Annotated in this window: 21 protein-coding genes; 11 read left to right on the top strand and 10 right to left on the bottom strand. The window is 65.5% G+C overall.

Annotation, left to right across the window (positions count from 1 at the left end):
* From A5634_RS20920 to A5634_RS20910, 3 genes are all read right to left on the bottom strand, one after another.
* A partial coding sequence (locus tag A5634_RS20920; protein ID WP_253861799.1) for a hypothetical protein occupies positions 1 to 651 on the bottom strand: 651 nt, incomplete at its 3' end.
* A gap of 3 nt (positions 652 to 654) precedes the next feature.
* Positions 655 to 1,890 (bottom strand): serine hydrolase domain-containing protein, encoded by a 1,236-nt coding sequence (locus A5634_RS20915; RefSeq protein WP_065145933.1) that lies wholly within the window; start codon positions 1,888 to 1,890, stop codon positions 655 to 657.
* Between the two features lie 10 nt (positions 1,891 to 1,900).
* Complete coding sequence (locus tag A5634_RS20910) at positions 1,901 to 3,103, bottom strand: acyl-CoA dehydrogenase (protein ID WP_065145932.1); 1,203 nt, start codon at positions 3,101 to 3,103, stop codon at positions 1,901 to 1,903.
* 35 nt (positions 3,104 to 3,138) lie between these two features.
* Here A5634_RS20910 and A5634_RS20905 point away from each other — a divergent pair, with 35 nt between their 5' ends.
* Genes A5634_RS20905 through A5634_RS20880 form a run of 6 tightly spaced genes read left to right on the top strand, consistent with a single transcriptional unit; the run spans position 3,139 to position 8,409 of the window.
* Positions 3,139 to 3,510: a DUF3054 domain-containing protein gene (locus A5634_RS20905; protein WP_065145931.1), complete on the top strand. Its 372-nt coding sequence runs from the start codon at positions 3,139 to 3,141 to the stop codon at positions 3,508 to 3,510.
* A 13-nt stretch (positions 3,511 to 3,523) separates the two neighbouring features.
* Positions 3,524 to 4,423, top strand: coding sequence for an SAM-dependent methyltransferase (locus tag A5634_RS20900; RefSeq protein WP_065145930.1), 900 nt, complete (start codon positions 3,524 to 3,526; stop codon positions 4,421 to 4,423).
* The gene (locus A5634_RS20895) at positions 4,420 to 4,914 is read left to right on the top strand and encodes a GNAT family N-acetyltransferase (RefSeq protein WP_065145929.1); all 495 of its coding nucleotides are present in this window, start codon (positions 4,420 to 4,422) and stop codon (positions 4,912 to 4,914) included. The genes A5634_RS20900 and A5634_RS20895 overlap by 4 nt, the downstream gene beginning before the upstream one ends.
* Positions 4,911 to 5,984 (top strand): LLM class flavin-dependent oxidoreductase, encoded by a 1,074-nt coding sequence (locus A5634_RS20890; protein WP_065145928.1) that lies wholly within the window; start codon positions 4,911 to 4,913, stop codon positions 5,982 to 5,984. Before A5634_RS20895 ends, A5634_RS20890 begins: the two co-directional genes overlap by 4 nt.
* A complete protein-coding gene (locus A5634_RS20885; protein WP_065145927.1) occupies positions 5,981 to 7,096 on the top strand; it encodes an LLM class flavin-dependent oxidoreductase in 1,116 nt (371 codons plus the stop codon). Before A5634_RS20890 ends, A5634_RS20885 begins: the two co-directional genes overlap by 4 nt.
* Positions 7,093 to 8,409 (top strand): NtaA/DmoA family FMN-dependent monooxygenase, encoded by a 1,317-nt coding sequence (locus A5634_RS20880; RefSeq protein ID WP_065145926.1) that lies wholly within the window; start codon positions 7,093 to 7,095, stop codon positions 8,407 to 8,409. Before A5634_RS20885 ends, A5634_RS20880 begins: the two co-directional genes overlap by 4 nt.
* Here the strand turns inward: A5634_RS20880 and A5634_RS20875 are convergent.
* The gene (locus A5634_RS20875; protein ID WP_065145925.1) at positions 8,406 to 9,152 is read right to left on the bottom strand and encodes an MBL fold metallo-hydrolase; all 747 of its coding nucleotides are present in this window, start codon (positions 9,150 to 9,152) and stop codon (positions 8,406 to 8,408) included. The two genes, A5634_RS20880 and A5634_RS20875, sit on opposite strands and share 4 nt — an antisense overlap.
* A 99-nt stretch (positions 9,153 to 9,251) precedes the next feature.
* Here A5634_RS20875 and fgd point away from each other — a divergent pair, with 99 nt between their 5' ends.
* From fgd to A5634_RS20860, 3 genes are read left to right on the top strand one after another with little or no spacing between them, the layout of a single operon-like run.
* Positions 9,252 to 10,262: a glucose-6-phosphate dehydrogenase (coenzyme-F420) gene (gene fgd / locus A5634_RS20870; RefSeq protein WP_065145924.1), complete on the top strand. Its 1,011-nt coding sequence runs from the start codon at positions 9,252 to 9,254 to the stop codon at positions 10,260 to 10,262.
* Positions 10,255 to 12,339, top strand: a complete 2,085-nt coding sequence (gene pta, locus A5634_RS20865; RefSeq protein ID WP_065145923.1) for a phosphate acetyltransferase — start codon at positions 10,255 to 10,257, stop codon at positions 12,337 to 12,339. Before fgd ends, pta begins: the two co-directional genes overlap by 8 nt.
* A complete protein-coding gene (locus A5634_RS20860; RefSeq protein WP_065145922.1) occupies positions 12,332 to 13,474 on the top strand; it encodes an acetate kinase in 1,143 nt (380 codons plus the stop codon). Before pta ends, A5634_RS20860 begins: the two co-directional genes overlap by 8 nt.
* Here A5634_RS20860 and A5634_RS20855 read toward each other — a convergent pair.
* Both A5634_RS20855 and A5634_RS20850 read right to left on the bottom strand, forming a co-directional pair.
* Positions 13,469 to 14,659, bottom strand: coding sequence for a DUF1501 domain-containing protein (locus A5634_RS20855; protein WP_065145921.1), 1,191 nt, complete (start codon positions 14,657 to 14,659; stop codon positions 13,469 to 13,471). The two genes, A5634_RS20860 and A5634_RS20855, sit on opposite strands and share 6 nt — an antisense overlap.
* Positions 14,656 to 15,969 (bottom strand): DUF1800 domain-containing protein, encoded by a 1,314-nt coding sequence (locus A5634_RS20850; RefSeq protein ID WP_065145920.1) that lies wholly within the window; start codon positions 15,967 to 15,969, stop codon positions 14,656 to 14,658. The genes A5634_RS20855 and A5634_RS20850 overlap by 4 nt, the downstream gene beginning before the upstream one ends.
* Positions 15,970 to 16,063: 94 nt before the next feature.
* Here A5634_RS20850 and A5634_RS20845 point away from each other — a divergent pair, with 94 nt between their 5' ends.
* Entirely contained in the window at positions 16,064 to 16,930 is an 867-nt protein-coding gene (locus A5634_RS20845; RefSeq protein WP_437340000.1) for a DUF559 domain-containing protein, read from the top strand.
* Between the two features lie 737 nt (positions 16,931 to 17,667).
* Here A5634_RS20845 and A5634_RS20840 read toward each other — a convergent pair.
* The 3 genes from A5634_RS20840 to glnX are packed head-to-tail and all read right to left on the bottom strand — an operon-like array spanning position 17,668 to position 22,282.
* On the bottom strand, positions 17,668 to 20,004 hold the full coding sequence (locus A5634_RS20840) for a serine/threonine-protein kinase PknG (RefSeq protein WP_065145919.1): 2,337 nt from the start codon (positions 20,002 to 20,004) through the stop codon (positions 17,668 to 17,670).
* Positions 20,004 to 20,963, bottom strand: a complete 960-nt coding sequence (locus tag A5634_RS20835; RefSeq protein ID WP_172831753.1) for a glutamate ABC transporter substrate-binding protein — start codon at positions 20,961 to 20,963, stop codon at positions 20,004 to 20,006. The genes A5634_RS20840 and A5634_RS20835 overlap by 1 nt, the downstream gene beginning before the upstream one ends.
* Positions 20,963 to 22,282 (bottom strand): protein kinase G-activating protein GlnX, encoded by a 1,320-nt coding sequence (glnX, locus tag A5634_RS20830; RefSeq protein WP_065145918.1) that lies wholly within the window; start codon positions 22,280 to 22,282, stop codon positions 20,963 to 20,965. Before glnX ends, A5634_RS20835 begins: the two co-directional genes overlap by 1 nt.
* Before the next feature lie 112 nt (positions 22,283 to 22,394).
* Here glnX and A5634_RS20825 point away from each other — a divergent pair, with 112 nt between their 5' ends.
* Positions 22,395 to 22,997 (top strand): NUDIX hydrolase, encoded by a 603-nt coding sequence (locus A5634_RS20825; RefSeq protein WP_065145938.1) that lies wholly within the window; start codon positions 22,395 to 22,397, stop codon positions 22,995 to 22,997.
* A gap of 24 nt (positions 22,998 to 23,021) precedes the next feature.
* Here A5634_RS20825 and thiE read toward each other — a convergent pair whose 3' ends face one another.
* Positions 23,022 to 23,705, bottom strand: coding sequence for a thiamine phosphate synthase (thiE, locus tag A5634_RS20820; RefSeq protein ID WP_065145917.1), 684 nt, complete (start codon positions 23,703 to 23,705; stop codon positions 23,022 to 23,024).
* Between the last annotated feature and the right edge of the window lie 64 nt (positions 23,706 to 23,769).

Genomic DNA, 23,769 nt, shown 5'->3' with positions numbered 1-23,769 from the left:
GGTACCGGCGGGCACGGGGTGAACGCGTCCTCGGCGGGTGTCCAAGGTGGAGATGGCGCAACCGGTGGAGTCGGCGGTGCCCCGGAAGTTTGCATTCGGCGGTCCGCAGAAGTCCGAGTTGGATCCGGCCAACAGGACGAAATAGCCCTCGCCGCGGCGGGTATCGCTGTAGGGAGGGTAGGACCAGCCGGCGTTGCACATCGATGTCGGTGTGCCCACCGTCGCCCGGCGCCAACTGTTCTTCGCGCAAGCCTTCAGGGCTTCGACGTCGGTGACGGTGCTCTTGGCGATCACCAGCATGCCGCCGCCCCATTGGCCGTCGGCGCGTCGGTAGGCACGTGCCCCGAATCCGGATCCGTTGGTCTGGCAGCCAAGCGCCCGCTCCAACGGCTGGAAGACGGTGGCAAGGTCACGGTTTGTGAGAGCGGCTGCGGCGGTGATGAATTGGGCCGCGTCGGAGCCGTCGACCTCTTGGATATTGGGGTCGTGAAAGCTGAACAGCTGCTTGGCTATCGCAGCATTCGCGCCGCCGCCCACCACCGGCCCGCTCCCCGTGCTATTCATTGGCGGCAGTCCGGTATCACCCCATGCTGCCGGAGCCGCGAACACCGATAGGGCAACAGCAAAGACAAGGCGTGCAATAAGTTTCATCGGTTACCTTCCGGGCGGCATGGGCGGAGCCTCGTGAGGGACTACCTCGGCGGCGATCTTGCGGAACAGGATGTCGGCCTGGTTGGTGTAGTTGCCCTGGCTGTCGAAGGCCTCTGGTGCATACGTGACGGCGACGGCGATCGCGACCTTCTCCGACGGCAGGTACGCCTCCACGGCGGCCTCTCCGGAAAACAGCGGGTTCTGCATCAGCCACTTTCCGGAGATCACGATGCCCAGACCATAGGTGTAGCCATCGCTCTGCTCGAAGCAGGTTGGGCAGTCCGGTTGGGTCCGCGTCTTGCCGCGCAGTTCGGTCGACACCATCTTCTTGTAGGAGTCGGCCGTCAACAGTCGACCCGACCCGATGCCCACCGCGGTGGCCTCCATGTCGTAGATGGTGGTGGTCTGGATCGCGCCATGCGTAATGGTCCAGGACGGATCCCAGAACGTCGACTCCTCGTAGAACGGCACTCCCGCAGGGATTTTCAGGAATTCGCGACGCTCGGAGCTGTAGGCGTGCAGGACGGGCGACGGTATGTCGGGCGTCTCGGAATTGGCAGTGGCGGTCAGCCCCAGCGGACCGAGCACCTTGGACTGCAGCAACGACGGCATGTCTTGGCCGGTGGCCTTTTCCAGCGCCAACCCGAGCAGCACGTAGTTGGTGTGGGCATAGTTCCAGTTCGTTCCTGGCTCGTAAAGCAGTGGCCGAGAAGAGATCTGGGCGAGGATATCCTGAGTTGTCCAATGCCGGAACGGATTTGCATATGACTCGTTACTGAACGCATCGTTACCGATTACGTAGTCGGGATAGCCCGACGTCATCCGGGCCAACTGGCCCAAATTAACCCGGTCGGCGTGCGGGAAGTCGGGCAGCCACTTCGACAGCTTGTCCTCCAGGCTCACCTTCTGCTCGTCGACAAGTTTGAGCAGCAATGTCGATACGTAGGAGATCGCGACCGCCCCGTTGCGGAAATGCATGGTGGTAGTCGCCGGCACACTCGTCATCGAATCGCCGGCGGCCTGCGTCACCACTTCCTTTCCGGCGACCGTCACCCGTACGATCGCCGCCCGCAGGTGTGCCTGCGTCATCAAGTCGCGGACGATCCGCATCACCGCATCGGCTTTGGCCGCCGGGCTGCCGTCAGCGGCGGACGACGAAGTCGGCGGTCCCAACCGCGCCGAACCGCAACCGGCCACGATCAGCAGAGCCAAGGTCAGTCCCGCGATGCGACGCACCATAACGTGTGTTCTACCGGAAGGCGGCCAGTCCGGTGAATGCTTGGCCCAGGACCAACTGGTGCATTTCCGGCGTGCCCTCATAAGTCAGCACCGACTCCAGGTTGACCATGTGCCGGATTACCGGAAATTCCAGCGATATTCCGTTGCCGCCCAATATGGTTCGAGCCGTCCGGCAGATCTCGATGGCCTCGCGGGTGTTATTGAGTTTGCCGAAGCTGACCTGGTCCGGGCGCAGGCCCACGCTGTCCTTGAGGCGGCCCAGATGCAGCGACAACAGCTGCCCCTTGTGCAATTCGACCGCCATGTCGACCAGCTTGGCCTGCGTCAACTGGAATCCGGCGATCGGGCGCCCGAACTGGGTGCGCTGGGTCGCGTACTCGAGCGCGGATTGCCACGCCGAACGGGCTGCACCCATCGACCCCCACACAATGCCGTACCGCGCCTCCGACAGGCACGCCAACGGTCCCTTCAGGCCGGCAGCGCCGGGCAGCATCGCATCTGCGGGCAACCGCACGTCGTCGAGCACCAACTCACTGGTGACCGATGCCCGCAGCGACAGTTTGTGGTGGATGGTGTTGGCGCTGAATCCGGCGGTCTCGGTCGGCACTATGAACCCGCGAATCCCGCGAGATTCGCCGTCGTCGGTGGCCGCCCACACCACCGCGACATCGGCGATCGAACCGTTGGTGATCCACATCTTGCGGCCGTTGAGCACCCAATTCGAGCCGTCGCGGCGTGCCCGGGTCGTCATCGCGGCCGGGTCGGATCCGGCGTCGGGTTCGGTCAATCCAAAGCAGCCCACCAACTCGCCGGCGGCCATCCCAGGTAGCCACTGCTGCTTCTGCTCCTCCGAGCCGTTGTTCCAGATCGCAAACATCGCCAGCGAACCCTGCACCGACACCAAAGATCGGATCCCGGAATCGGCGGCCTCCAGCTCCAGGCAGGCCAGGCCGTAGTGAACGGCTGACGCGCCGCCACAGCCGTAGCCGTCCAAATGCATTCCCAGCAAGCCCAGTTCGCCGAATTGTTTGGCCAGATCGCGTGCCACCGGCAGATCGCCATCCTCGAACCACTGGCCCACGTGAGGTGTCACATGTTCGGCGCAGAAGGCCCGCACGGTGTCGCGCACCGCGATCTCGTCGCTGGACAGCGACGCGTCCAGCCCCAGCGGGTCATAGGGATCGAACGAAGGCGGTGTCGGAGCGGTGTTCATGACTCAATCCTGCCCCGGCCCGCTAGTCTCGCTGTATGCAACCGCGGCGGGGGCCGGCTTGGCTGGTAACGGATGTTGTTGCTGTCCTGGTTTTCTGTGCCCTGGGCCGCCGCAGTCACGACGAAGGCGTCACCGTCAGCGGTCTCGCGACAACGGCCTGGCCCTTTCTGACCGGGACGGCATTGGGCTGGTTATTGTCCCGTGGCTGGCAGCGACCCACCGCGGTAGCGCCCACCGGTGTCACCGTGTGGGTGTCGACCGTGGTGGTGGGCATGCTGCTGCGCAAGGCCACTTCGGCCAGTGTGGCCGGGGCATTCGTGGTGGTCGCGTCCACAGTGACCGCGATATTCCTACTCGGCTGGCGCGCTGTTTTCGAACTCGTCGCACGGCGTCGTTCGGACGGCTGACAGGACCGGCCAGATGGTACGCGAGGACGGCGACACCTGGGATCCGGCTACTGGCGTAGGGATGACGGCGACGTTCGGCGCAGTCGCCAGGGCGGTGGGTACCAACAAGGGGCTACTCAACGACCCCTTTGCCGAACCGTTGGTGCGCGCGGCCGGCGTGGAGTACTTCATCCGGGTGATCGAGGACGAGCAGTACGCGGCAGACGGCGGAGAAAATCCATTGATGTCCGGCATGCTCAACGTCCTCGCCGTGCATGGCCGGTTCTTGGACGAGTTTTTGACCAGCGCCGCTCGCGCCGGGATTCGTCAAGCGGTCAACCTCGGGTCCGGCCTGGACACTCGGGCGTTTCGGTTGTGGTGGCCGCCCGGAACAAGGGTTTACGAACTCGATCAGCCCGGTGTCGTCGACTTCAAAGATCAGGTGCTGCGCAGACTCGACGCGAAGCTGACCACGCATCGCTGCACGCTGGGCGTCGATCTTCGCGGCGACTGGCTGACCGCGCTGCGCCGGGTTGGATTCGACCCGTCCCAGCGCACGGTCTGGATTGCCGAAAACATCCTCGTGGGCTACCTGCCGCCTGATGCCCAGGACCGGTTGTTGCGTGATGTCACGATGGTCAGTGCGCCCGGTAGCTGGTTCGCCGCCGATCACCTGCCCTGGACTCCGGTGCAGTTGCAGGAAGGGCATGCTTTCATCGACGGCTGGCGCCAACAGGGCCTGGACATCGATTTGTCCAAGCTCACCTACACGACCGAATTCCGTTCTGTGCCAGAGAATTTGATGGCTAATGGCTGGCAGACCACCGATCGGGACCTGATCGAGTTGAGAGCCGCCGTAGGTTTGGCCAGTCGCCGCCGGATCAGCCCTCGCGACTTGGCGCTCACGCCCAGATACCTCACTGCGACATCATGACGTCTCTTACCGAGGGCCGGCTGAGGTTCGTGCCGGCCGCCCTGGACGATCCGCTGGCGCAACCGTTGCTGCTCGAGCTGGCCGACGAGTACGCGGCCCGCTACGGCGGCGAACCGGATCGGTACCTGCAGTGGCTCGTCGATAGCCCCGAAGGCGAGTTCTCGGATCCGCACGGCGGCATGCTGGTCGGGTTGCTCGATGGACAGTCGGTGACAGGAGGCGCGTTCTGCCGGTTCGATGCCGAGACCGCTGAGCTGAAGCGGGTCTGGACGCACCGCGACCACCGTCGCCGGGGCTACGCCAGGATGCTGCTGACGGCTCTGGAATCTGAGATCGCGGTTCGTGGTTACACGAGGGTGTATCTCATCACCGGCGATCGCCAACCTGAGGCTGAACAGCTTTACGAGTCGACGGGCTATACCCGGCTGTCCGAACCGCTTCCATCCCGCGGCCCGGTGTTTCCGATCGCTTTCCTGAAGGCGCTGACATGACGCTTCATCTGGGCGTTGCCCTGGACGGCTACGGCTGGCACACGCGAGCCTGGGCGCTGACCGCCGAGCGGCGGTCCGTGCTGAGCGGGCGTTACTGGGCTGATTTGGCGGTCACCGCCGAGCGCGGGCTGCTCGACTTCCTGACGATCGACGACACCCTGATGCCCCAGATCGGGCGCAGCTCGCGGATACATCCGGATCGGCTGACCGGACGTGGCGACGCGGTGCTTACCGCCGCGCGTATCGCGCCGGCGACCCGACACATCGGGTTGATCCCGGTCGCCACCGTCACCCACACTGAGCCCTTTCATATCTCCAAATCCATTGCCACCCTTGACTACGTCTCACACGGCCGCGCGGGGTGGCAACCAAGAGTCAGCGGGACCACGCACGAGGCGGCGCTATTCGGTCGGCGGACGGTGAATCCCGAAGAGCTTTTCGACGAGGCCCGCGATTACGTCGATGTGGTACGCAGATTATGGGACAGCTGGGAGGACGGCGCGGTGATCCGTGACGTCGCCACCGGTCGCTACATCGACCGTGACAAGTTGCACTACATCGACTTCGTCGGAAAGTTCTTCTCCGTCAAGGGCCCGTCCATCACGCCCCGCCCACCGCAAGGCCAGCCGGTGGTGGCCGTGCTGGCGCACTCGACCCCCGTCTACGAGTTCGCCGCCGATACCGCCGACGTCGTATTCATCACGCCCACCGACACGTCGATTGCCAGTCTCGTCCAGGAGGTACGCGGGATCGGAGAACACTTGAAAGTCTTTGCCGACATTGTGGTTTCGTTTCACGGCCAGGACGACTTCCGCTCGGACACGCTGGTCTGGGCGGGCAGCCCGGCGGAGTTGGTCGACATGCTGCTCGGGTGGCAGCGCTGCGGCATCGACGGTTCGCGACTGCGCCCGGCCGTGCACGCTACCGACCTTCCGGTGATTGTCGACGAGGTAGTGCCGCTGCTGCAGCGCGCCGCACAGTTCCGCAGCGAATACCGGGACGCCGAAACGCTGCGCGAGCGACTCGGCCTACCGGTGGCGCCCAACAGATACACGGCGGCAGCACGATGATCCCGCTGTCGATCCTCGACCTGGCGCCGATCAGCGCCGGCAGCGACGCGCGAACTGCGCTGCGCAACACCATCGAGTTGGCTCAGCATGCCGAGCGGTGGGGTTTCAAGCGTTACTGGATGGCCGAGCATCATTTCGTCGGCGTCGCCAGTTCGTCACCGGCGCTGCTGATCGGCCAGATTGCCGCCGCTACCAATAGAATTCGAGTGGGTGCTGCCGCGGTTCAGTTGGGCTACACGACTGCTGTCGCGGTCGTCGAAAACTTCGGCATGCTGGACGCCTTCTATCCCGGGCGCATCGATCTCGGTGTCGGCCGGTCCGGGCAGCGTCGCTCTGACTCCAACAAGCCGAAAGCGCCCAGAAAGCCACGGCCGCCGCGCGTGCGGCACGAAATCGACGGGGTGGTGGTGCCGGCGCCGTTCGATCTGCGCGGCCTGCTGGACCTGGAAAATTTGCAGGCGACGATGGCGATTTTGCAGCAGCCCGAAGCGATTTCGCCCGATTTCGCCGAGCAGGTCGGCGACATTGTCGCCTTGCTCGAGGGTAGTTACCGCACCGGGGCTTATGACGTGCACGCGGTACCCGGTGAGGGCGCCGACCTGACGCCCTGGATCTTCGGCAGTACCCGGGGGCAAAGCGCACGCGTCGCCGGCGCCCTCGGATTACCGTTCGTCGCCAGCTATCACATCACGCCCGCCACCGCGCTGGAAGCCGTTGAGGCCTACCGCGCAGCCTTCGTGCCGTCGGAGAAGTTGGCGAAGCCCTACGTCGTGATCTCAGCCGACATCGTGGTGGCCGACGACAGCGCTACCGCCCGCCGCCTGGCCGCCAGCTACGGTCACTGGGTCTATTCGATCCGAACTGGTGTGGGCGCCATGCCATTTCCCGATCCCGACGATTGCCCGCCGCTCACCGAAGAGCAGCTGGCTGTCGTCGGGGACCGGCTCGAGACGCAGTTCGTCGGGAACCCGGATGAGGTCGCCGAACGGTTGCAGGCTCTGCAGCGGGTAAGCGGCGCCGACGAACTCGTGGTGACCTCGGTGACCTATCGCCAAGAGGACCGGCTGCGCTCGCACGAGTTGATCGCCCGACGGTGGGGGATAACCCCTTGACTCGCAAGCCGATTCACTTAGCTGCCCACTTTCCCGGAGTGAACAACACCACCGTGTGGACGGACCCGTCGTCCGGCAGCCAGATTGAGTTCGACTCGTTCGTGCACCTTGCCCGCACCGCCGAACGCGGATTGTTCGACTTCTTCTTTCTGGCCGAAGGTTTGCGACTGCGCGAGCACCGCGGCCGTATCCACGATCTGGATGTGGTGGGCCGGCCGGACACCTTCACCGTGCTGGCGGCCCTGGCCGGGGCCACCGAACGGATCGGCCTGACCGGCACCATCAACACAACATTCAACGAACCCTTTGAAGTGGCAAGGCAATTCGCCTCACTCGACCATCTGTCCGAGGGACGCGCTGGTTGGAACATCGTGACCTCATCGGACGCCTTCACCGGCGCGAACTTCCGCCGCGGCGGCTTCCTGGCACATGCCGACCGCTACCGTCGCGCCGAGGAGTTCGTTACCGTCGCGCGAAAGTTCTGGGACAGTTGGGCTCCCGACGCCGTGTTGGCCGACGCCGAGGCCGGGATCTACGTCAACCCGGACGGCATCCGCAGTGTGGAGTTTCAGGGTTCGCAATTCGATGTGCGCGGTTTCGCGACGCTGCCGACTGGGCCGCAGGGCCATCCGGTGCTGCTGCAGGCCGGTGACTCCGATCAGGGACGCGCATTCGGGGCCCGCTTTGCCGATGCCTTGTTCACCCTGCACGGCTCCCTGGAGGACGGCCAGCGCTACTATGCCGACGTCAAGGGCCGGGCGCGGTCCTATGGCCGAGATCCGAACCAGCTCAAGGTTTTCCCGGCTGCCACCTATGTGATCGGCGACAGCGATGCCGATGCGCACGACAAAGCGCATCACATCCGCCATCAGCAGGTGAGCGGCGCGACCGCCATCGGGATGCTGGAGCAGATCTGGGGTCGCGAACTATCCGAGTTCGACCCGGACGGTCCGCTGCCCGACTTCGATCCGGTCGTCGAGAGCGACATCACCCAGGGGCGAGTCCGGCACGGCGATCCGGTTGCGGTGGCGCGACGGTTCCGGGAACGTGCTCAGGCGGAGAAGCTGTCCATCCGGGAGCTGGTCATTGTGGTCACCAGCCGTGAGCAGTTCGTCGGCACCGCCAGTCACATCGCCGACGAAATCGACCGCTACATCCAGGCCGACGCCTGTGACGGATTCATCCTGGTGCCGCACCTGACCCCGCATGGACTCGACGAATTCGTCGACAAGGTAGTGCCGTTGCTGCAAGAGCGCGGTGCGTACCGCAGCGAGTACCCCGGTACGACGCTGCGGGAGAATCTGGGGATCTAGCGAGCCTTCCGCAACGCGGCGTCGGTCGCCTCGCGAATCGGACCGCGCCACAACGGCCCGTGCCCCGGTGCCAACACCTCGGTCTGCACATCGGCCAGCAGCGACAGCGTGCGGATGCAGTTCTCCTGGCTGTAACTGAAGATCGCGGGCAGCAGCTGTGGTCCGTCGTCACGGATCAACGGGTGCCCGGTGATCAGTGCGTCGCCGCTGGCCAGCACACCGTCGACCAGATACGAGCAGTGGCCGTTGGTGTGACCCGGACTGAAGACGGGTTGCGGGTGGCCCGGTAGCCCGGCGGCGATCTCGGGTGTCAGCGGCTGGGTAGTCGGTATCCCGTCGCGGATCAAGCCGCCGCTGCGCACCACGTGCGCGGTCCACACCGCCCAGCGTGGCCGCCAGATTCGCAGTGCCAGATCGCGGATCTTGACCTGTTCGAGGTACTCGCGCTTGGCGTGACCCACCTCGTCGGCGTGGCAATACACCGGCGTGCCATGCTCGGCGGCCAACCAGATCGCGGTGCCCAGATGATCGATGTGGGCGTGGGTCAGCAGGATCGCACGCAGGTCAGCGGGGCCGTAGCCCAGCTTGCGCAGCGAGGTCAACACCTCCTCGCGGTCGCCCGGATAGCCGGCGTCGATGAGCATGACACCGGTGTCGTCGTGCACCAGCACCCAATTGACCGCGGGGCCATGCGCGAGGTGAACCTTTTCGGTGATTTGAACCAGCTCAGTCTGCCCAGCCATGACCGAGAGTGTAGGAGGAGGTGGGGTAGGAGCGATCGCGAGCGCGGCGTAGCCGGGCGCTGCGGGTCGCGACCAGGTGGATAGGAGTAGAAAAGACTAGTGGCTGAACTCAAACTCGGATACAAAGCGTCCGCTGAGCAATTCGCACCCCGTGAGCTCGTCGAACTGGCCGTCCTCGCCGAAGCGCACGGCATGGACAGCGCCACCGTCAGTGACCACTTCCAGCCGTGGCGGCACAAGGGCGGCCACGCGCCGTTTTCATTGGCCTGGATGACCGCCGTCGGGGAGCGCACCGAGCGGCTCCAGCTCGGAACCTCGGTGCTCACGCCCACTTTCCGGTACAACCCGGCAGTCATCGCCCAAGCCTTCGCGACTATGGGCTGTCTGTACCCGAACCGGGTTTTCCTCGGCGTCGGCACCGGTGAGGCACTCAACGAAATCGCCACAGGTTACGAGGGCGACTGGCCGGAGTTCAAGGAGCGCTTTGCCCGGCTGCGTGAGTCGGTGCGGCTGATGCGTGAATTGTGGCGTGGTGACCGCGTCGACTTCGACGGCGAGTACTACCACACCAAGGGCGCCTCGATCTACGACGTGCCCGAAGGCGGCGTGCCCGTCTACATCGCCGCCGGCGGACCCGCGGTGGCCAAGTATGCGGGCCGTGCCGGCGACGGTTTCATTTGCACGTCCGGGAAGGGCGAGGAGCTCTACACCGAGAAGCTGATTCCGGCCGTCAAGGAGGGCGCGGCGATCAACGACCGCAACATCGACGACATCGACAAGATGATCGAGATCAAGATCTCCTACGACACCGACCCGGACCTGGCGCTGGAGAACACCCGGTTCTGGGCGCCGCTGTCGCTCTCGGCGGAACAGAAGCACAGCATCGACGACCCGATCGAGATGGAGAAGGCCGCCGACGCGCTGCCGATCGAGCAGATCGCCAAGCGCTGGATCGTCGCGTCCGACCCCGACGAAGCCGTGGAGAAGGTCGGCCAGTATGTGACGTGGGGGCTGAACCACTTGGTGTTCCATGCGCCGGGACATGACCAACGCAGGTTCCTGGAGCTGTTCGAGAAGGACCTCGCCCCCAGGTTGCGGCGACTTGGCTGATACCCAGTCTTCGTCGAAAGCGATCTATATCGCTGCGCCGGAATCCGAGACCGGTAAGTCGACGATCGCCCTTGGGCTGCTGCACGGGCTGGCCGCCACGGTCGCGAAAGTCGGTGTGTTCCGGCCGATTACCAGACCCGGGCCGGATCGCGACTACATCCTCGAATTGCTGCTGGACCACGCGACCGCGGACTTGCCTTATGAGCAGTGTGCCGGCGTGTCCTACCAGCAACTGCACGATGACGGCGACGCGGCGATCGCCACGATCGTCGACCAATACCACGCAATGGCCAAGAAGTGCGACGCGGTGGTGATCGTCGGTAGCGACTACTCCGACGTGGGCAGCCCCGCGGAATTGTCCGTAAACGCACGGATCGCGGTGAACCTGGGGACGCCGGTGCTGCTGGCGGTCCGCGCCAAGGGTCGCACGCCCGACGAGATCGCCGCTGTCGTCGAAGTGTGTCTAGCCGAGCTCGCTGCGCAACGCGCGCACGCCGCTGCAGTGGTGGCCAATCGATGCGAACCCGCTGAGCTGGCAGCTGTTGCAGAAGCGCTGCAGGAGTTCACGCCCCGCGCGTATGTGCTGCCTGAGGAGCCGCTGCTGGCCGCGCCGACGGTGGCCGAACTGACCAAGGCAGTGAACGGGACACCGGTTCGCGGCGACGAACAGCTGGTCGAGCGCGAAGTGACGGGAGTGATGGTTGCGGGCATGACCGCCGACCATGTGCTGGAGCGGCTGCGCGACGGCATAGCGGTCATAACCCCCGGGGACCGCTCTGATGTGGTGCTTGCGGTCGCCAGTGCCCATGCGGCCGAAGGATTTCCGTCGTTGTCGTGCCTTGTCCTCAATGGTGGTTTCGACTTACATCCCTCAATTGCGGCCCTGGTAAAGGGTTTACGGCTGCGGTTACCGATCATCGCCACCACGCTGGGCACCTACGACACGGCCCGCGCGGCGGCGCTGACGCGGGGGCGGGTCACCGCTTCGTCGCAACGCAAGATTGACACCGCGCTGCAGTTGATGGACCGTCACGTCGACGTTGCGGACCTCATCGAGCAGCTCACCATCCCTATTCCGACGATCACCACACCGCAGATGTTCACCCATCAGCTTTTGCAGCGCGCGCGAGCAGATCGCAAGCACATCGTCCTGCCCGAAGGAGAGGATGACCGGATACTTCGGTCCGCGGGTCGCCTGCTGCAGCGTTGTGTCGCGGATTTGACGATCCTGGGGGACGAAGCCCAGGTCCGGTTGCGCGCAGCCGAACTCGGCGTCAGCCTGGACGACGCGAACGTGATTGACCCGCGGCGCAGTGATCTGCACGACCAATTCGCCGAGCAGTACGCCGAACTACGCAAGGCCAAAGGCGTCACTCTGGAGCAAGCCCGCGAGATAATGAACGACGCAACGTATTTCGGCACCATGATGGTATACGAGGGCATAGTCGACGGCATGGTGTCCGGCGCAACGCACACCACCGCGCACACCGTCCGGCCGGCATTCGAGATCATCCGCACCGTTCCCGACGTGTCCACGGTGTCCAGCATTTTCCTGATGTGCCTGCCGGATCGTGTACTGGCCTACGGGGACTGCGCGATCGTCCCCAACCCGACGCCCGAGCAACTCGCGGACATCGCGATCTCCTCGGCGCGCACCGCCGGGCAGTTCGGCATCGACCCGCGGGTGGCCATGCTGTCCTATTCCACCGGTACCTCGGGTACCGGCGAGGATGTCGATAAGGTCAGGGAGGCAACTGAATTGGTGCGTTCCCGAAAGCCGGACCTGCTTGTCGAAGGCCCGATCCAGTACGACGCGGCGGTCGATCCATCGGTGGCGGCTACCAAGATGCGCGATTCGCCGGTGGCTGGACGCGCCACCGTGCTGATCTTCCCCGATCTCAACACGGGCAACAACACCTATAAGGCAGTGCAGCGGTCCGCGGGAGCGATCGCGATCGGTCCGGTGTTGCAAGGCTTACGCAAACCGGTCAACGACTTGTCTCGGGGTGCGCTCGTCGAAGACATCGTCAACACCGTGGCAATCACCGCGATTCAGGCACAGGGTCTCCATGACTGACCGTCTGGTGCTGGTGATCAACTCCGGCTCGTCGTCGCTGAAATTCCAACTGGTCGACCCGGATTCGGGTGCTTCACGCGCCACCGGCACCGTCGAGCAGATCGGGGAACCGTCGTCGGAGGTCGCCGACCACGATGCGGCGTTGCGCCGCGCATTCGACATGCTGGCCGACGACGGCATAGATCTGAAGGACTGCGGACTGGTTGCGGTCGGTCATCGAGTGGTTCACGGCGGCAAGCGGTTTCACCGCCCCACCCTGCTCGACGACGAGGTGATCGCCGAACTTCAAGAGCTCTCGCCACTGGCGCCCCTGCACAACCCGCCGGCGTTGCAGGGCATCGAAGTGGCGCGCAAACTGCTGCCCGACGTTCCCCACATCGCCGTGTTCGATACGGCGTTCTTTCACCACCTGCCGCCGGCGGCCGCGATCTACGCCATCGACCGGGAATTAGCTGAAACCTGGGACATTCGTCGTTATGGGTTCCACGGCACCTCACACGAATATGTCAGCGGACAAGCCGCGGCGTTCGTGGGCCGACCGTTAGACGAGGTGAACCAGATTGTGCTGCACCTGGGCAACGGAGCGTCGGCGTCCGCGGTGGTGGGGGGCCGGCCGGTCGAAACCTCAATGGGCTTAACACCATTGGAGGGCTTGGTGATGGGCACCCGCAGCGGCGACATCGACGCGGGCGTCTACAGCTACCTGTTTCGCACCGCGAAGATGGGTGTGGAAGAGATCGAGTCGATGCTGAACAAGCGTTCCGGTGTACTGGGTCTGGCCGGTGAGCGTGACTTCCGCCGCTTGCGGGAGATGATCCAATCAGGCGATGCAGCAGCAAAATTGGCGTACGACGTATTTATTCATCGGCTGCGCAAGTACATTGGCGCCTATCTGGCCGTGCTGGGTCATACCGACGTGATCAGCTTCACCGCGGGGATCGGTGAGCATGACGTCGCCGTTCGTCGGGATGCGCTGGCGGGGTTAGGGGAGTTGGGAATCGAACTCGACGACGAACGCAACGCTACCGGTTCCGGGGAGCGGCGGATCTCGCGCGACGATTCGCCGATCACGGTCCTGGTGGTGCCGACGAACGAGGAGTTGGCCATCGCCCGCGACTGCGTCAGCTTGTTATAGGAAACCCAGGCTCGTGCGGCCGGCTCCGACCACCGGCGTCGGATCGGTGCGCAGGGTGCGCACCAGCAACTCGTGGTAGATATCGCGAAAGTCCGTGGTGTACTTCAGGTCTCCGTTATCGAGATCGGTCAGGCTCGGCTCCTCGCCGTAGAATCCTCCCGTGACGGGTACACCGGCGACAAACACCGGTCCGGCAGTGCCGTGATCGGTGCCCTGTGAGGCATTAGCCGCCACTCGTCGGCCGAACTCCGAATGCGCCAACACAACCACGTTGCGCCCACACGGGTCCGCGGCCATTTGCTGCAAGAACCCGGTGATCGCATCGTCAAACGTCTGCAAGAGGCGTTGCTGCGTACCGCGTTCGTCGGCGTGCGTGTCAAAACCGCCCAGGTGCACCATGTACACCCGAGTCGGCACCCGCGCCCGGATCGCGGCAGTGACCATGCTCAGCCGACTGGCCAAGGCGTTCTCGGATTCGGTCGCTGCGATCGACGCGAAACGTGCCTCGGTAGATCGGGTGGCACGATATGACCTGCGCACTGCGGCCATGGCGGGGGTGTCAGTGGGATCATCTTGACCAAGCGCCTGGATGGTCGATTCGAAAGCGTCGAACTTTCCGGCCCGACCGGCCGGCACGGTAGTAGTGGAAAGAGCTGCGGCCGTTTGCTTCTCGCCCACCGCAAGCAAGGGCAGCACGCTGCCGACACTTACCGCGCGCAGTGGATCTTCGCCCGTCGCATCCAGCCAGCGGCCGATCCAGCCGGTCGGTACGGGTGTGGCTGGCGATGCGGTCTGCCAGATGTCCATCGACCGGAAGTGGCTGTGATCGGGTTTGGGATAACCGACTCCGCGCACAATCGCCAGCTGCCGTTGCTGCCACAACTGGGCCAGGCCGCGCATCGCGGGGTTCAGGCCAAGCTGGTCATCGAGGTGCAGTACGTCTTCTGGGGCGTAGGCGAGTTCTGGTCGTGCATCCTGATATGCGTTGTCGGCGTAGGGGATTAGCGCGTTTATCCCGTCGTTGCCGCCGTAGAGCGTGACGATCACCAGCACGCCGACGTCGTCGGCCAGCGGTCGCTCGTGGGCCGCCCGGAGCAGCTCATCCCAACCCACCGCCATCGTGCCGGACAGCAAGCCGACCGCGCCGACTCCGGCGCCGGCGATCAGAAATCTGCGGCGGTTCATGACGTCAGGTACTCCGGGGTGTTGACGGCCGCGGCAACCAGCTGCGGTGGCTTGCCCACCAACGGCCGCAGCGCCTCGACGGTGCGATCCGTCCACGCCCCAACGCCGATCAGATGGCCGACGGCATCGATCCGCTCACCCGAGCCTGCGCTCTCCAGAGCCGACAGATCGCCGGCGCGGGCCAGCGTGACCGCGGCGCGCATCCGGGTGCGTGCCGATGCCGTGGACAGCCAGACCGGGCCACTGGGCCAGCCGTTGACATCGGTCGGAAAGAACGGTCGCTGGCCGAGTGCTTTGAGGGTCGGCTCCACGAGCTTGCCGGGGGCCGGGTCGTCGATGGAGACCTTGAGTGCGCGGATCACACCGATGAGCCACTCGACCGGGGTGTTGACGACGGTTGCGCGACCGCCAGTGAATTCGTCGTCGATGAGGATCGCGCGGGTGAGCGCCTTGAGGTCGCGCTTGGGGCCGTAGGCCGAGACGAGTCGGTCGAGCACTTGCGTCGAGGCAGGCTCGTCGGACGCCAGTTGCTGCCACAGCCGCCCGGCGACATGCGGCGCCGAACTTGACTGGGCCAGTACGGCATCACAAAATCCGGCCGCATCAAAGCTGCCGGTAACTCCGAAGAGGGTCTTCGGACTGGCGTCGTAGCGACGGCCGATCAACACGGCTTGACCGTCGCTGATAGTCCACCCGGTCAAAGCCCGCGCGCCGGCACGCACGTCATCCTCGGTGTAGCCGTTGTTGTGGCCCAACGTGAACAGTTCCATGAACTCGCGCGCCAGGTTTTCGTTCGGAGCCTTCGCGGTATTGAGTTGCCCGTCCAGCCAGCGCAGCAACGCGGCGTCGGTGAGCATGGCGTAGGCAAGCGTGCGGAAGTCACCCAAAGCCAGGGCGCGCAGCTTCTGGTTCTGCGCCGCCATGTAGGCAGCGATCCGGACCTTCTGCGCGGAAGTCGCAAAATGGTTGTGCCACAACAGCGTCAGCTTCTCGTGCAGTGGCTGCTCGACCGCGATCATGCGGCGCAGCCACCACCGTGTCAGTTCGTCGTTCTGGGCGGAGAGCTGACGACGGTAGTGCGCGCGCGCCGCCGTCGTCGCGCCTTTGCCGGGTGGCTCCGGCGGAGTCAACGTCGGCATCGGCGTCGCGACCGCGCCACGGTCGGCGTCCGGGTGGGCGTTCAACGCATCGTCGACATAGCCCGCCCAATCCCGCCCGACCACCGCTTCGACTTCGGTGCCGGTGGCGCCGAACCCCGTCCGGCGCAGCACGCGCGCCGTCGCAATCCACCTCGGGGACTGGCCGGCCATAGTCACCCACTTTCGCCCGTCAACCTATGTTTTTGCTGAGCAGGGCTGTGGATGGGCGTAAGCGCGTCGCGCCGTTGTCGTGCGACTCTGCGGCGTGCTCGATTTGGCGGAACCTTTTGTTGGCAGCGAGGCGCTGGCGTGCGGAGCGTTGACCCGACACCAGCTACGGACGAACTACCGACCGGTGCTACCCGATGTCTACCTGAACAAGCAGGTGAATCAGCCGTGCTTCGAGCAACGCATCGCGGCCGCCTGGCTATGGGCGCGGGGCAGGGCAATCATCGGGGGAGCCGCTGCCGCTGCGTTGCACGGCACCAAGTGGATCCCGGAGGGCTTTCCGGTGGAGTTGTTCCACGGCAATACGCATCCGCCGGAGGGCGTGCTGACCCGGCGCGACGGATTGTTGGACGACGAGGTGCAAGTCATGAACGGGTGTCGGGTGACCACCCCGGAGCGCACTGCCTTCGATATCGGCCGACGCGGGGCGATCCGCTCGGCGGTCGCCCGGTTGGACGCTTTGGCGGCGGCGACGGGTATCAAGGTCGACGACGTGCTCGGAGTCGCTCAGGATCATCCGGGCTCGCCTGGACTGCGGCGGCTGGAGGCCGCGCTGGACCTCGTCGATGCGGGCGCGCAGTCGCCGCGGGAAAGCTACCTCCGGCTACTGCTGATCGACGCCGGTTTTCCGCGGCCGCAGACCCAGATTCCGGTATTAGGCGCGGACGGTGTCCCGGTCGCCTATCTGGATCTCGGCTGGGAGGAGTACATGGTTGCCGTCGAATACGACGGTGCTCAACATCAAACTGACCGGCGTCAGTATGTCAAAGACCTTCGTCGGATCGAGCTGCTCGAGCGGATGGGGTGGATTATCGTCCGGGTCGTCGCGGAGCATCGGCCCGCCGAGATTCTGCAACGGGTCCGCGAAGCGATCGCGGCTGCTGCGGCGCGTCAGCGGATTTGATTGTGCACTGGTGGTTTTCGGTGTGCGGCTATGGCGGAGATTTGGCGGATTTTCCGCCCTGAGTGCACACGCGATGGGCGGGCGCGTCGTGTCGTTTCTTGTAGACCCGTCGGGCCTGCGCGTTGGTCGCGGCTGCTGCGGCGCGTCAGCGGATTCGAGTGTGCACTGGTGGTTTTCGGTGTGCAGCTATGGCGGTAATTTGGCCAATTTTCCGCCCTGAGTGCACACGCGATGCCGTGGGTGCACACGCGATGGGCTTAGCGTCGCGTTGTGAGTGCAGACCCGTCGGGCCTCCGCGGCGCTCGGGGCTGCTGCAGCGCGTCAGCGGATTGGATTGTGCACCAGCGGCGTTCAGTGTGCGGCTGTGGCGGTGATTTGGCCGATTTTCCGCCCTGGCCGCACACGCGATGCCGTGGGTGCACACGCGATGGGCTTAGCGTCGAGTTGTGAGTGCAGACCCGTCGGGCCTCCGCGGCGGTCGTGGCTGCTGCAGCGCGTCAGCGGATTCGATTGTGCACTGGTGGTTTTCGGTGTGCAGCTGTGGCGGTGATTTGGCCGATTTTCCGCCCTGGCCGCACACGCGAAGCCCCAGCCGCACACGCGAAGCCCCAGCCGCACACGCGATACCCCAGCCGCACACGCGATGCCCCAGCCGCACACGCGAAGCCCCAGCCGCACACGCGAAACCCCAACCGCACACGCGACGCCCCAAGCACCAAACCCGAAGCCGAAACCCGTCAAAAAGTGCTGGTGGGCCGAACCTGGTTGGCCATGTCGACCAAGGTGTAGCGATGTCGCTGGGTAGGCGCGACGCGAGCTAGGTTGCGCAGCGACGCCTCGACGCCAAGCCGCAACCCGTGATCGGTGAAGGGGAAACCGAGAATGTGGTTCGTGCTCGCTTGATGGTCGGACTGGTTCTCCTGCAACCAGTCCATCGCCCCGCCGAGCACCAGAGCGCGGATCTGCAACACCCGGGGTTCGGTCGGCGGCAGCGCCTCCACCCGTCGCGCCGCATCGCGAATCTGTTCCTCGGTGATCTCGCTCTGCGTACGCCCGGACAACAGGGTCACCGCACTGGTCAGCCGTGCGGTGGTGAAATGCCTTGAGGTGGGCGGTACTTCGTCTAACGTCTGCACCGCACCGCTGCGGTCGCCGTCGGCGGAGCGCGTTCTGGCCAACCCGAAGGCCGCCGAGATCACACCGTCGTTGGTGCCCCACACCGTCTGGTAGAACTTGTGCCCGTCGGGTTGGCCGGCCAGCTCTGCGGTCGCGGCCAATGCCAGCTTGGGCGCCAGCTCGCCGGGGAAAGTATCCAACACCTCGGTGAAATGCTCTGTGGCCGAGTCGTAATCGCCGGTCAGCAAGGCGGCCACCGCCCGGTACCACACCAGCCGCCACTGCCAGCCCACCCGCTCGGCAAGGTCTTCGAGTTTGCGGGTGGCCTTGCTGACGTCGCCAAGGTCCAGCAGGGCCCGGACCTCCATCAGCGGCAACTCCACCGACTCGGTCAGGTCCAACCCCTCGGCATCTAGGGAACCGTGGCGGGCAGCGCGCAGCGAGTCCAGCGTCTGTACCGGTTGGGAGAGCACCGTCGCCTGCAGCACCGGTGCGGCCACGTCGGCCGGATCGACCAGTGGCACCGACAACGCGGTCACGATCTCCTTCGCGGTGAGCTTCTCCGAGTGCACCTGGCCGTCCAGATACACGTCGGTGTGCGCGACCAGCAGGTCCACCCCGAATGTCGATCGGCTGGGGCTGAAGATCGTCGACAGCCCGGGCCGCGGTACCCCGGTGTCCTGGGCCACCACTTCGCGCAGCACGCCCATCAACTGTGCCGACATCTCCTCGGCGCTGGTGAACCGTCGCCGCGGGTCCGGGTCGATCGCGCGGCGCAACAATCGCGCAAACGAGTCGTACTTGGCCAGTACCGGGTCGTCCTCGGGCAGCCCGTCGACGTAGCGGCCGTTGCGGGTGCGCAGGTTCAAGGTGAGCGCTGCCAGTGTGCGTCCCACCGTGTACACGTCGGTCGCGACGGTCGGACCGGTCCGCACGATCTCCGGCGCCTGGAAACCAGGGGTGCCGTAGAGATAGCCGAACGAGTTGATTCGCGATACCGCACCGAGGTCGATCAGCTTGAGCTGCTCCTCGGTGAGCATGATGTTCTCCGGCTTGAGGTCGTTGTAGACCAGGCCGATGGAATGCAGGTAGCTCAGGGCGGGCAGGATTTCCAGCAGGTAGGCGATCGCTTCTGCGACCGGGAGTTTGGCACCCTTACTCCGCTTGAGCGACTCCCCGCCGACGTACTCCATGACGATGTAGCCGACCGGGTCGCCGTGCTTGTCGTTGTGCTCGACGAAGTTGAAGATCTGAACGATCGACGGGTGTACGACCTCGGCCAGGAACTGTCGTTCGGCCATCGCGATCGCCTGCGCCTCGGCATCACCGGAATGCACCAGGCCTTTGAGCACTACCGGGCGGTCGTTGACGTTGTGGTCCACCGCCAGATAAACCCAGCCCAGACCGCCGTGCGCGATGCAGCCTTTGACCTCGTACTGGCCCGCGATGATGTCGCCGTGACTCAGTTGCGGCAAAAACGAGTACGGGCTGCCGCAGTACGGACACCAACCTTCCGAAGCTCCCCGGGCGTCCGAACTTTCCGAGCTCGATCGTCCTACCGGACGCCCGCAGTTCCAGCAGAACCGCTTGGACTCCGGGACCACCGGGTTCTTCATCAGCGCCTTGAGCGGATCTATGTCCGGGACCCGCGGGATCTCCACCAGCCCGCCGCCGAGCTGCCGGACCGGCGGGAGGGCTCGCGTCGCCGCCACCATTCGGTCCTGCGGCTGGGTGTCGACGGTGCCGAGCCCGAAGTCGTCGTCATCGTCGTCGTCGAAATCCGGGCGGAACAGGGCCTGGGTGGCCTGCGGCCGGCTGCCCATGGTCGCGCCGGTCTGCGCGTCCGCTGTTTCGGGAACCGTTTCGGGAGCCGTTTCGGGAGCCGGTTGAGTGCCGGGCGACTCCTCCAACTCTTGCAACTCCTGGCCCTGCTGGTCGGTTTTGGAAGGCTTACCCATCAGTCCACGTACCTCGGCTGAGGCGGCACTGGCGCCGGGCCGAGCACCGTTAACCACTTGCGGTACAAGGTGTTCCAGGTGCCGTCACCGCGGATGCGCTCGAGTGTGCCGTTGACGAACCGGACCAGTCCGGTGTTGTCCAGGTTGATCCCGATCCCGTAGGGCTGAGTGGCCATGTTCGGCCCAACGATGTGCAGATACGGGTCTTCCTCCACCAGCCCGGCCAAAATCGAATCGTCGGTGCTGACCGCGTCGATCTGACGTTGCTGCATGGCCACCAGGCAGTCGGCCCAATTCACCACCGACACGATCACCGGCGGCGGCGCGATCTCGCGGATGCGGCGCAACGAGGTGGTGCCTCGTGCGACGCACACCCGCTTGCCGGACAGGTCGGCAACCTTGGCGATCGGCGAGTCCCGCGGGGCCAGGATGCGCTGGTTGGCGTCCAGGTAGACGGTGGAGAAGTTCACCAGTTTGCGTCGCTCGCAGGTGATGGTCATGGTCTTGACGACGATGTCGACCTGCGAGCGCTGCAGCGCGGTGATGCGTTCGTCGGCCGACAGGATGCGGTACTCGACGTGATTCGGGCTGCCGAAGATGTCGCGCGCCACCTCCCCGGCGATGTCGACGTCGAAGCCGGTGATCTCCCCGGTTATCGGGTCGCGGAAGCTGAACAGGTTGCTGCCGATGTCCAGCCCCACGATCAGGCGCCCGCGGGAGCGGATGTTGGCCACCGCGGCCTCGGCGTCGGCTTTGTTCGGGAAGGGGCGCAGGCTGGCGGTGGGGTTGCAGTCCTGGCTGGTGTTGTCCGGAGCTAACGGGGCTTCCATTGGCAATTCCTGCATACCGACCGGAGTCGGCTGCGGCAGTGTCGGTGTCACCTCCACCTTCAACTGTTCGGAATGACCGCAACCGGCCAGCAGCAGCGCCAGCGCGAGCATGCAGACCCGGCCCTTCATCAGCGGTACTCCTTGAGCCGCGGCCACAAACCCAGGGCGACCGCGATGGCCGCGCTCAGGCTCAGCACCACCGCGCCGACCTGGGCTCCGGCCAATCCGCGCTTGGCGTTCAGAACATCGTTGCGCAGGTGGTTGCGGCTCTGCGCCATCGCTTTGCTGAGCGCCTCGTCGAGCTTGTCGAATGCGGGGGTGGAGTCGTCCTCGCCCTGGCCGAGCGCTACCTGAGTGGCGGCCCGGTAGTTACCGACCGAGATATAGGCGTTGATCCGGTCGTTGGCCTGCTGCCAGCGGACCAACAACTGTCCGGCGCCCACCAGGTCTGGCTTGTCGACGGCATCGTGGCGGCTCATGTACTCGTCGAGCTGACGGTGCATGGCGTCGATGCGCTGGTAGAACGCCTGTTTACGAACTTCTTCGTCGCCGCGCCGGATCAGCGACAGCGTCTCGTCGGCCCGCGCCTGCTGCGCGGTGATCGCGAGGTTGGTGACGGTTTTCAGCGACTCGGCCGCCGTGTCCTTCGCACTACGGCTGGCCGTCGTTGAAATCGTCAGTGCTGTTCCGACCCACACCACCATGATGAGGATAGCGAGCCCGCCGACGACGAGGCCGGGGTTGATTCGCCGCCTGGTGCGTCGCGCCAGCCAGCGGTGGGCGAACGCGCCGAACACCACGGTGGTGGCGACGACGAGGATCACCGGCGCCGGGATCTGCGTGGACGCGGTGGTCTCGCTGTCCACCCGTGCCGAGGTCGCCTGGTACAGCCGCTGGGCGTCGGGCAGGATTTTGGCCTGCATCAGCCCCGATGCCTCCGACAGGTACGACGAACCGACCGGGTTGCCGGCCCGGTTGTTGGTGCGGGCGATCTCGACGAGCCCGGTATAGACGGCCAGTTCGGCGTTGATCCGGCCCAGTAGTTGCACCAGATTGTCGTCGGTCAACCCGCTCGACGCCCGAGTCACCGCTACCGCGGCGTCGGTGATGGCCTGCTCGTAGCGCAACCGGACCGCCCGCGGTTCGGCTTGGGCGATGAACGCGGTGGCGGCGGCCGCGTCGGCCACCGACAGCGTGGTGTAGAGCCGTCCGGCCGCAAACGACAGCGGCTCGGTATGTTCGAGCACCGTCGTGAGCACCTGCTGACGGTGATTGATGGTGGTGGAGGTGGCGAACGCACTGGACACGCCCAGCGTCGCCAGCACGAGACCGATGGTGAGGATGAGGCCGGGTGTGGTGGAGATGAACCACCAGCGCGGATGGGCCGGTTCGGCGGGCGAGCGCGATCCCAGTGGCTCAGTCGACGGATGCGCCAGCTCAACCGTCACGTCTGCTCGGACCCCATCTCGGCCATATTACGAACCCGTATAAGCAAATTCTAAGAGCATCTCGTGGCCGATGGTGGGAGGCGTGACAGAAAACCCTGCATATCCTGAATCGGTGCAGGGCGACGGTGACGGGTGGGTGATCTCCGAGCGCGGCGGCCATTACTGGGGTAGGTACGGCGCGGCCGGCCTGCTGCTGCGGGCGCCGCGTCCCGACGGCAGCCCGGCGGTGCTGCTGCAGCATCGGGCGGTGTGGAGTCATCAGGGTGGCACCTGGGGTTTGCCCGGCGGCGCGCGTGACAGTCACGAGAGCCCGAGAGAGACCGCCGTGCGCGAGGCGCGCGAGGAGGCGGGGCTGGATGCCGAGCGGCTGACGGTGCGAGCGACCGTGGTGACCGCCGAAATCGCGGGAATGAGCGGGACGCACTGGAGCTACACCACCGTCGTCGCCGATGCCGGCGAGCTGCTGGAAACCGTGCCCAACATGGAAAGCGCGGAGTTGCGCTGGGTCAGCGAGGACGAGGTGGGCAGGTTGCCGCTGCACCCCGGTTTCGCCGCAAGCTGGCAGCGGCTGCAGGCCACCGTGCTCACGGTGCCCCCCGAGACCGATGACGTGCCCCGGACCGTCAAACACGACGAGAAGTTCTACTGGTGCACGCCGGGCGATGCCGGCCATGTGCCGTCCCAACTCAGCCGGCAGATCAGCGCGCTGCTTTAAGAAGCCGCGCCGAGTGTGACTTTCTCACTCTCGGCGGTCGGGAGCGGCGGCCAGGGCCGCGCTGAGTTCGCGTGCCGCAGCCGTCGGATCTTCGGCAGCGGTGATGGCGCGCACCACCACGACCCGACGGGCGCCGGCCTCGAGAACCTCGGGCAACCGGTGCCGATCGATGCCGCCGATCGCAAACCAGGGCTTGTCGGTGCGTAGTTTGGCCGCGGCCCGAACCAGATCCAGGCCGGCTGCCGGGCGTCCCGGTTTGGTGGGGGTGGGCCAGCAGGGGCCGACGCAGAAATAGCCGGCTTCGGAGGATGCCGCCCGGGTGGCTTCGTCGGCGGCGTGGCTGGACAGTCCGAGCACCATGTCTGGCCCGACGATGTCGCGAGCGATCCGCAGGGGCAGGTCGCGTTGGCCCAAGTGCAGGATGTCGGCGCCGGCCGCACGGGCGATGTCAGCGCGGTCGTTGACCGCGAACAAGGCGTGGTGCCGGCGAGCAGCGTCGGCGAGGATTTCGCAGGCGGCCAGCTCGTCGACGGCTTCGAGCGGCCCGAACCGCTGCTCGCCGGCCGATCCCTTGTCCCGCAACTGGATGATGTCGACCCCGCCGGCCAGGGCGGCGTCGGCGAACTCGGCCAAATCGCCACGTTCGCGGCGGGCGTCGGTGCACAAATACAACCGTGCTGCGGCGAGACGGGCGAGGGGATGCTGCACACCGCGACGTTAGCGCGCTAGCGTGGAGGTCTAGAAACACACGGGAGTCCCGGGGGAAAGCAGC

The sequence above is a fragment of the Mycobacterium asiaticum genome (assembly GCF_001673365.1).
In the GTDB taxonomy this organism is placed as follows: Bacteria; Actinomycetota; Actinomycetes; order Mycobacteriales; family Mycobacteriaceae; genus Mycobacterium; species Mycobacterium asiaticum_A.
This window is presented reverse-complemented; position numbering and strand designations above follow the sequence as displayed.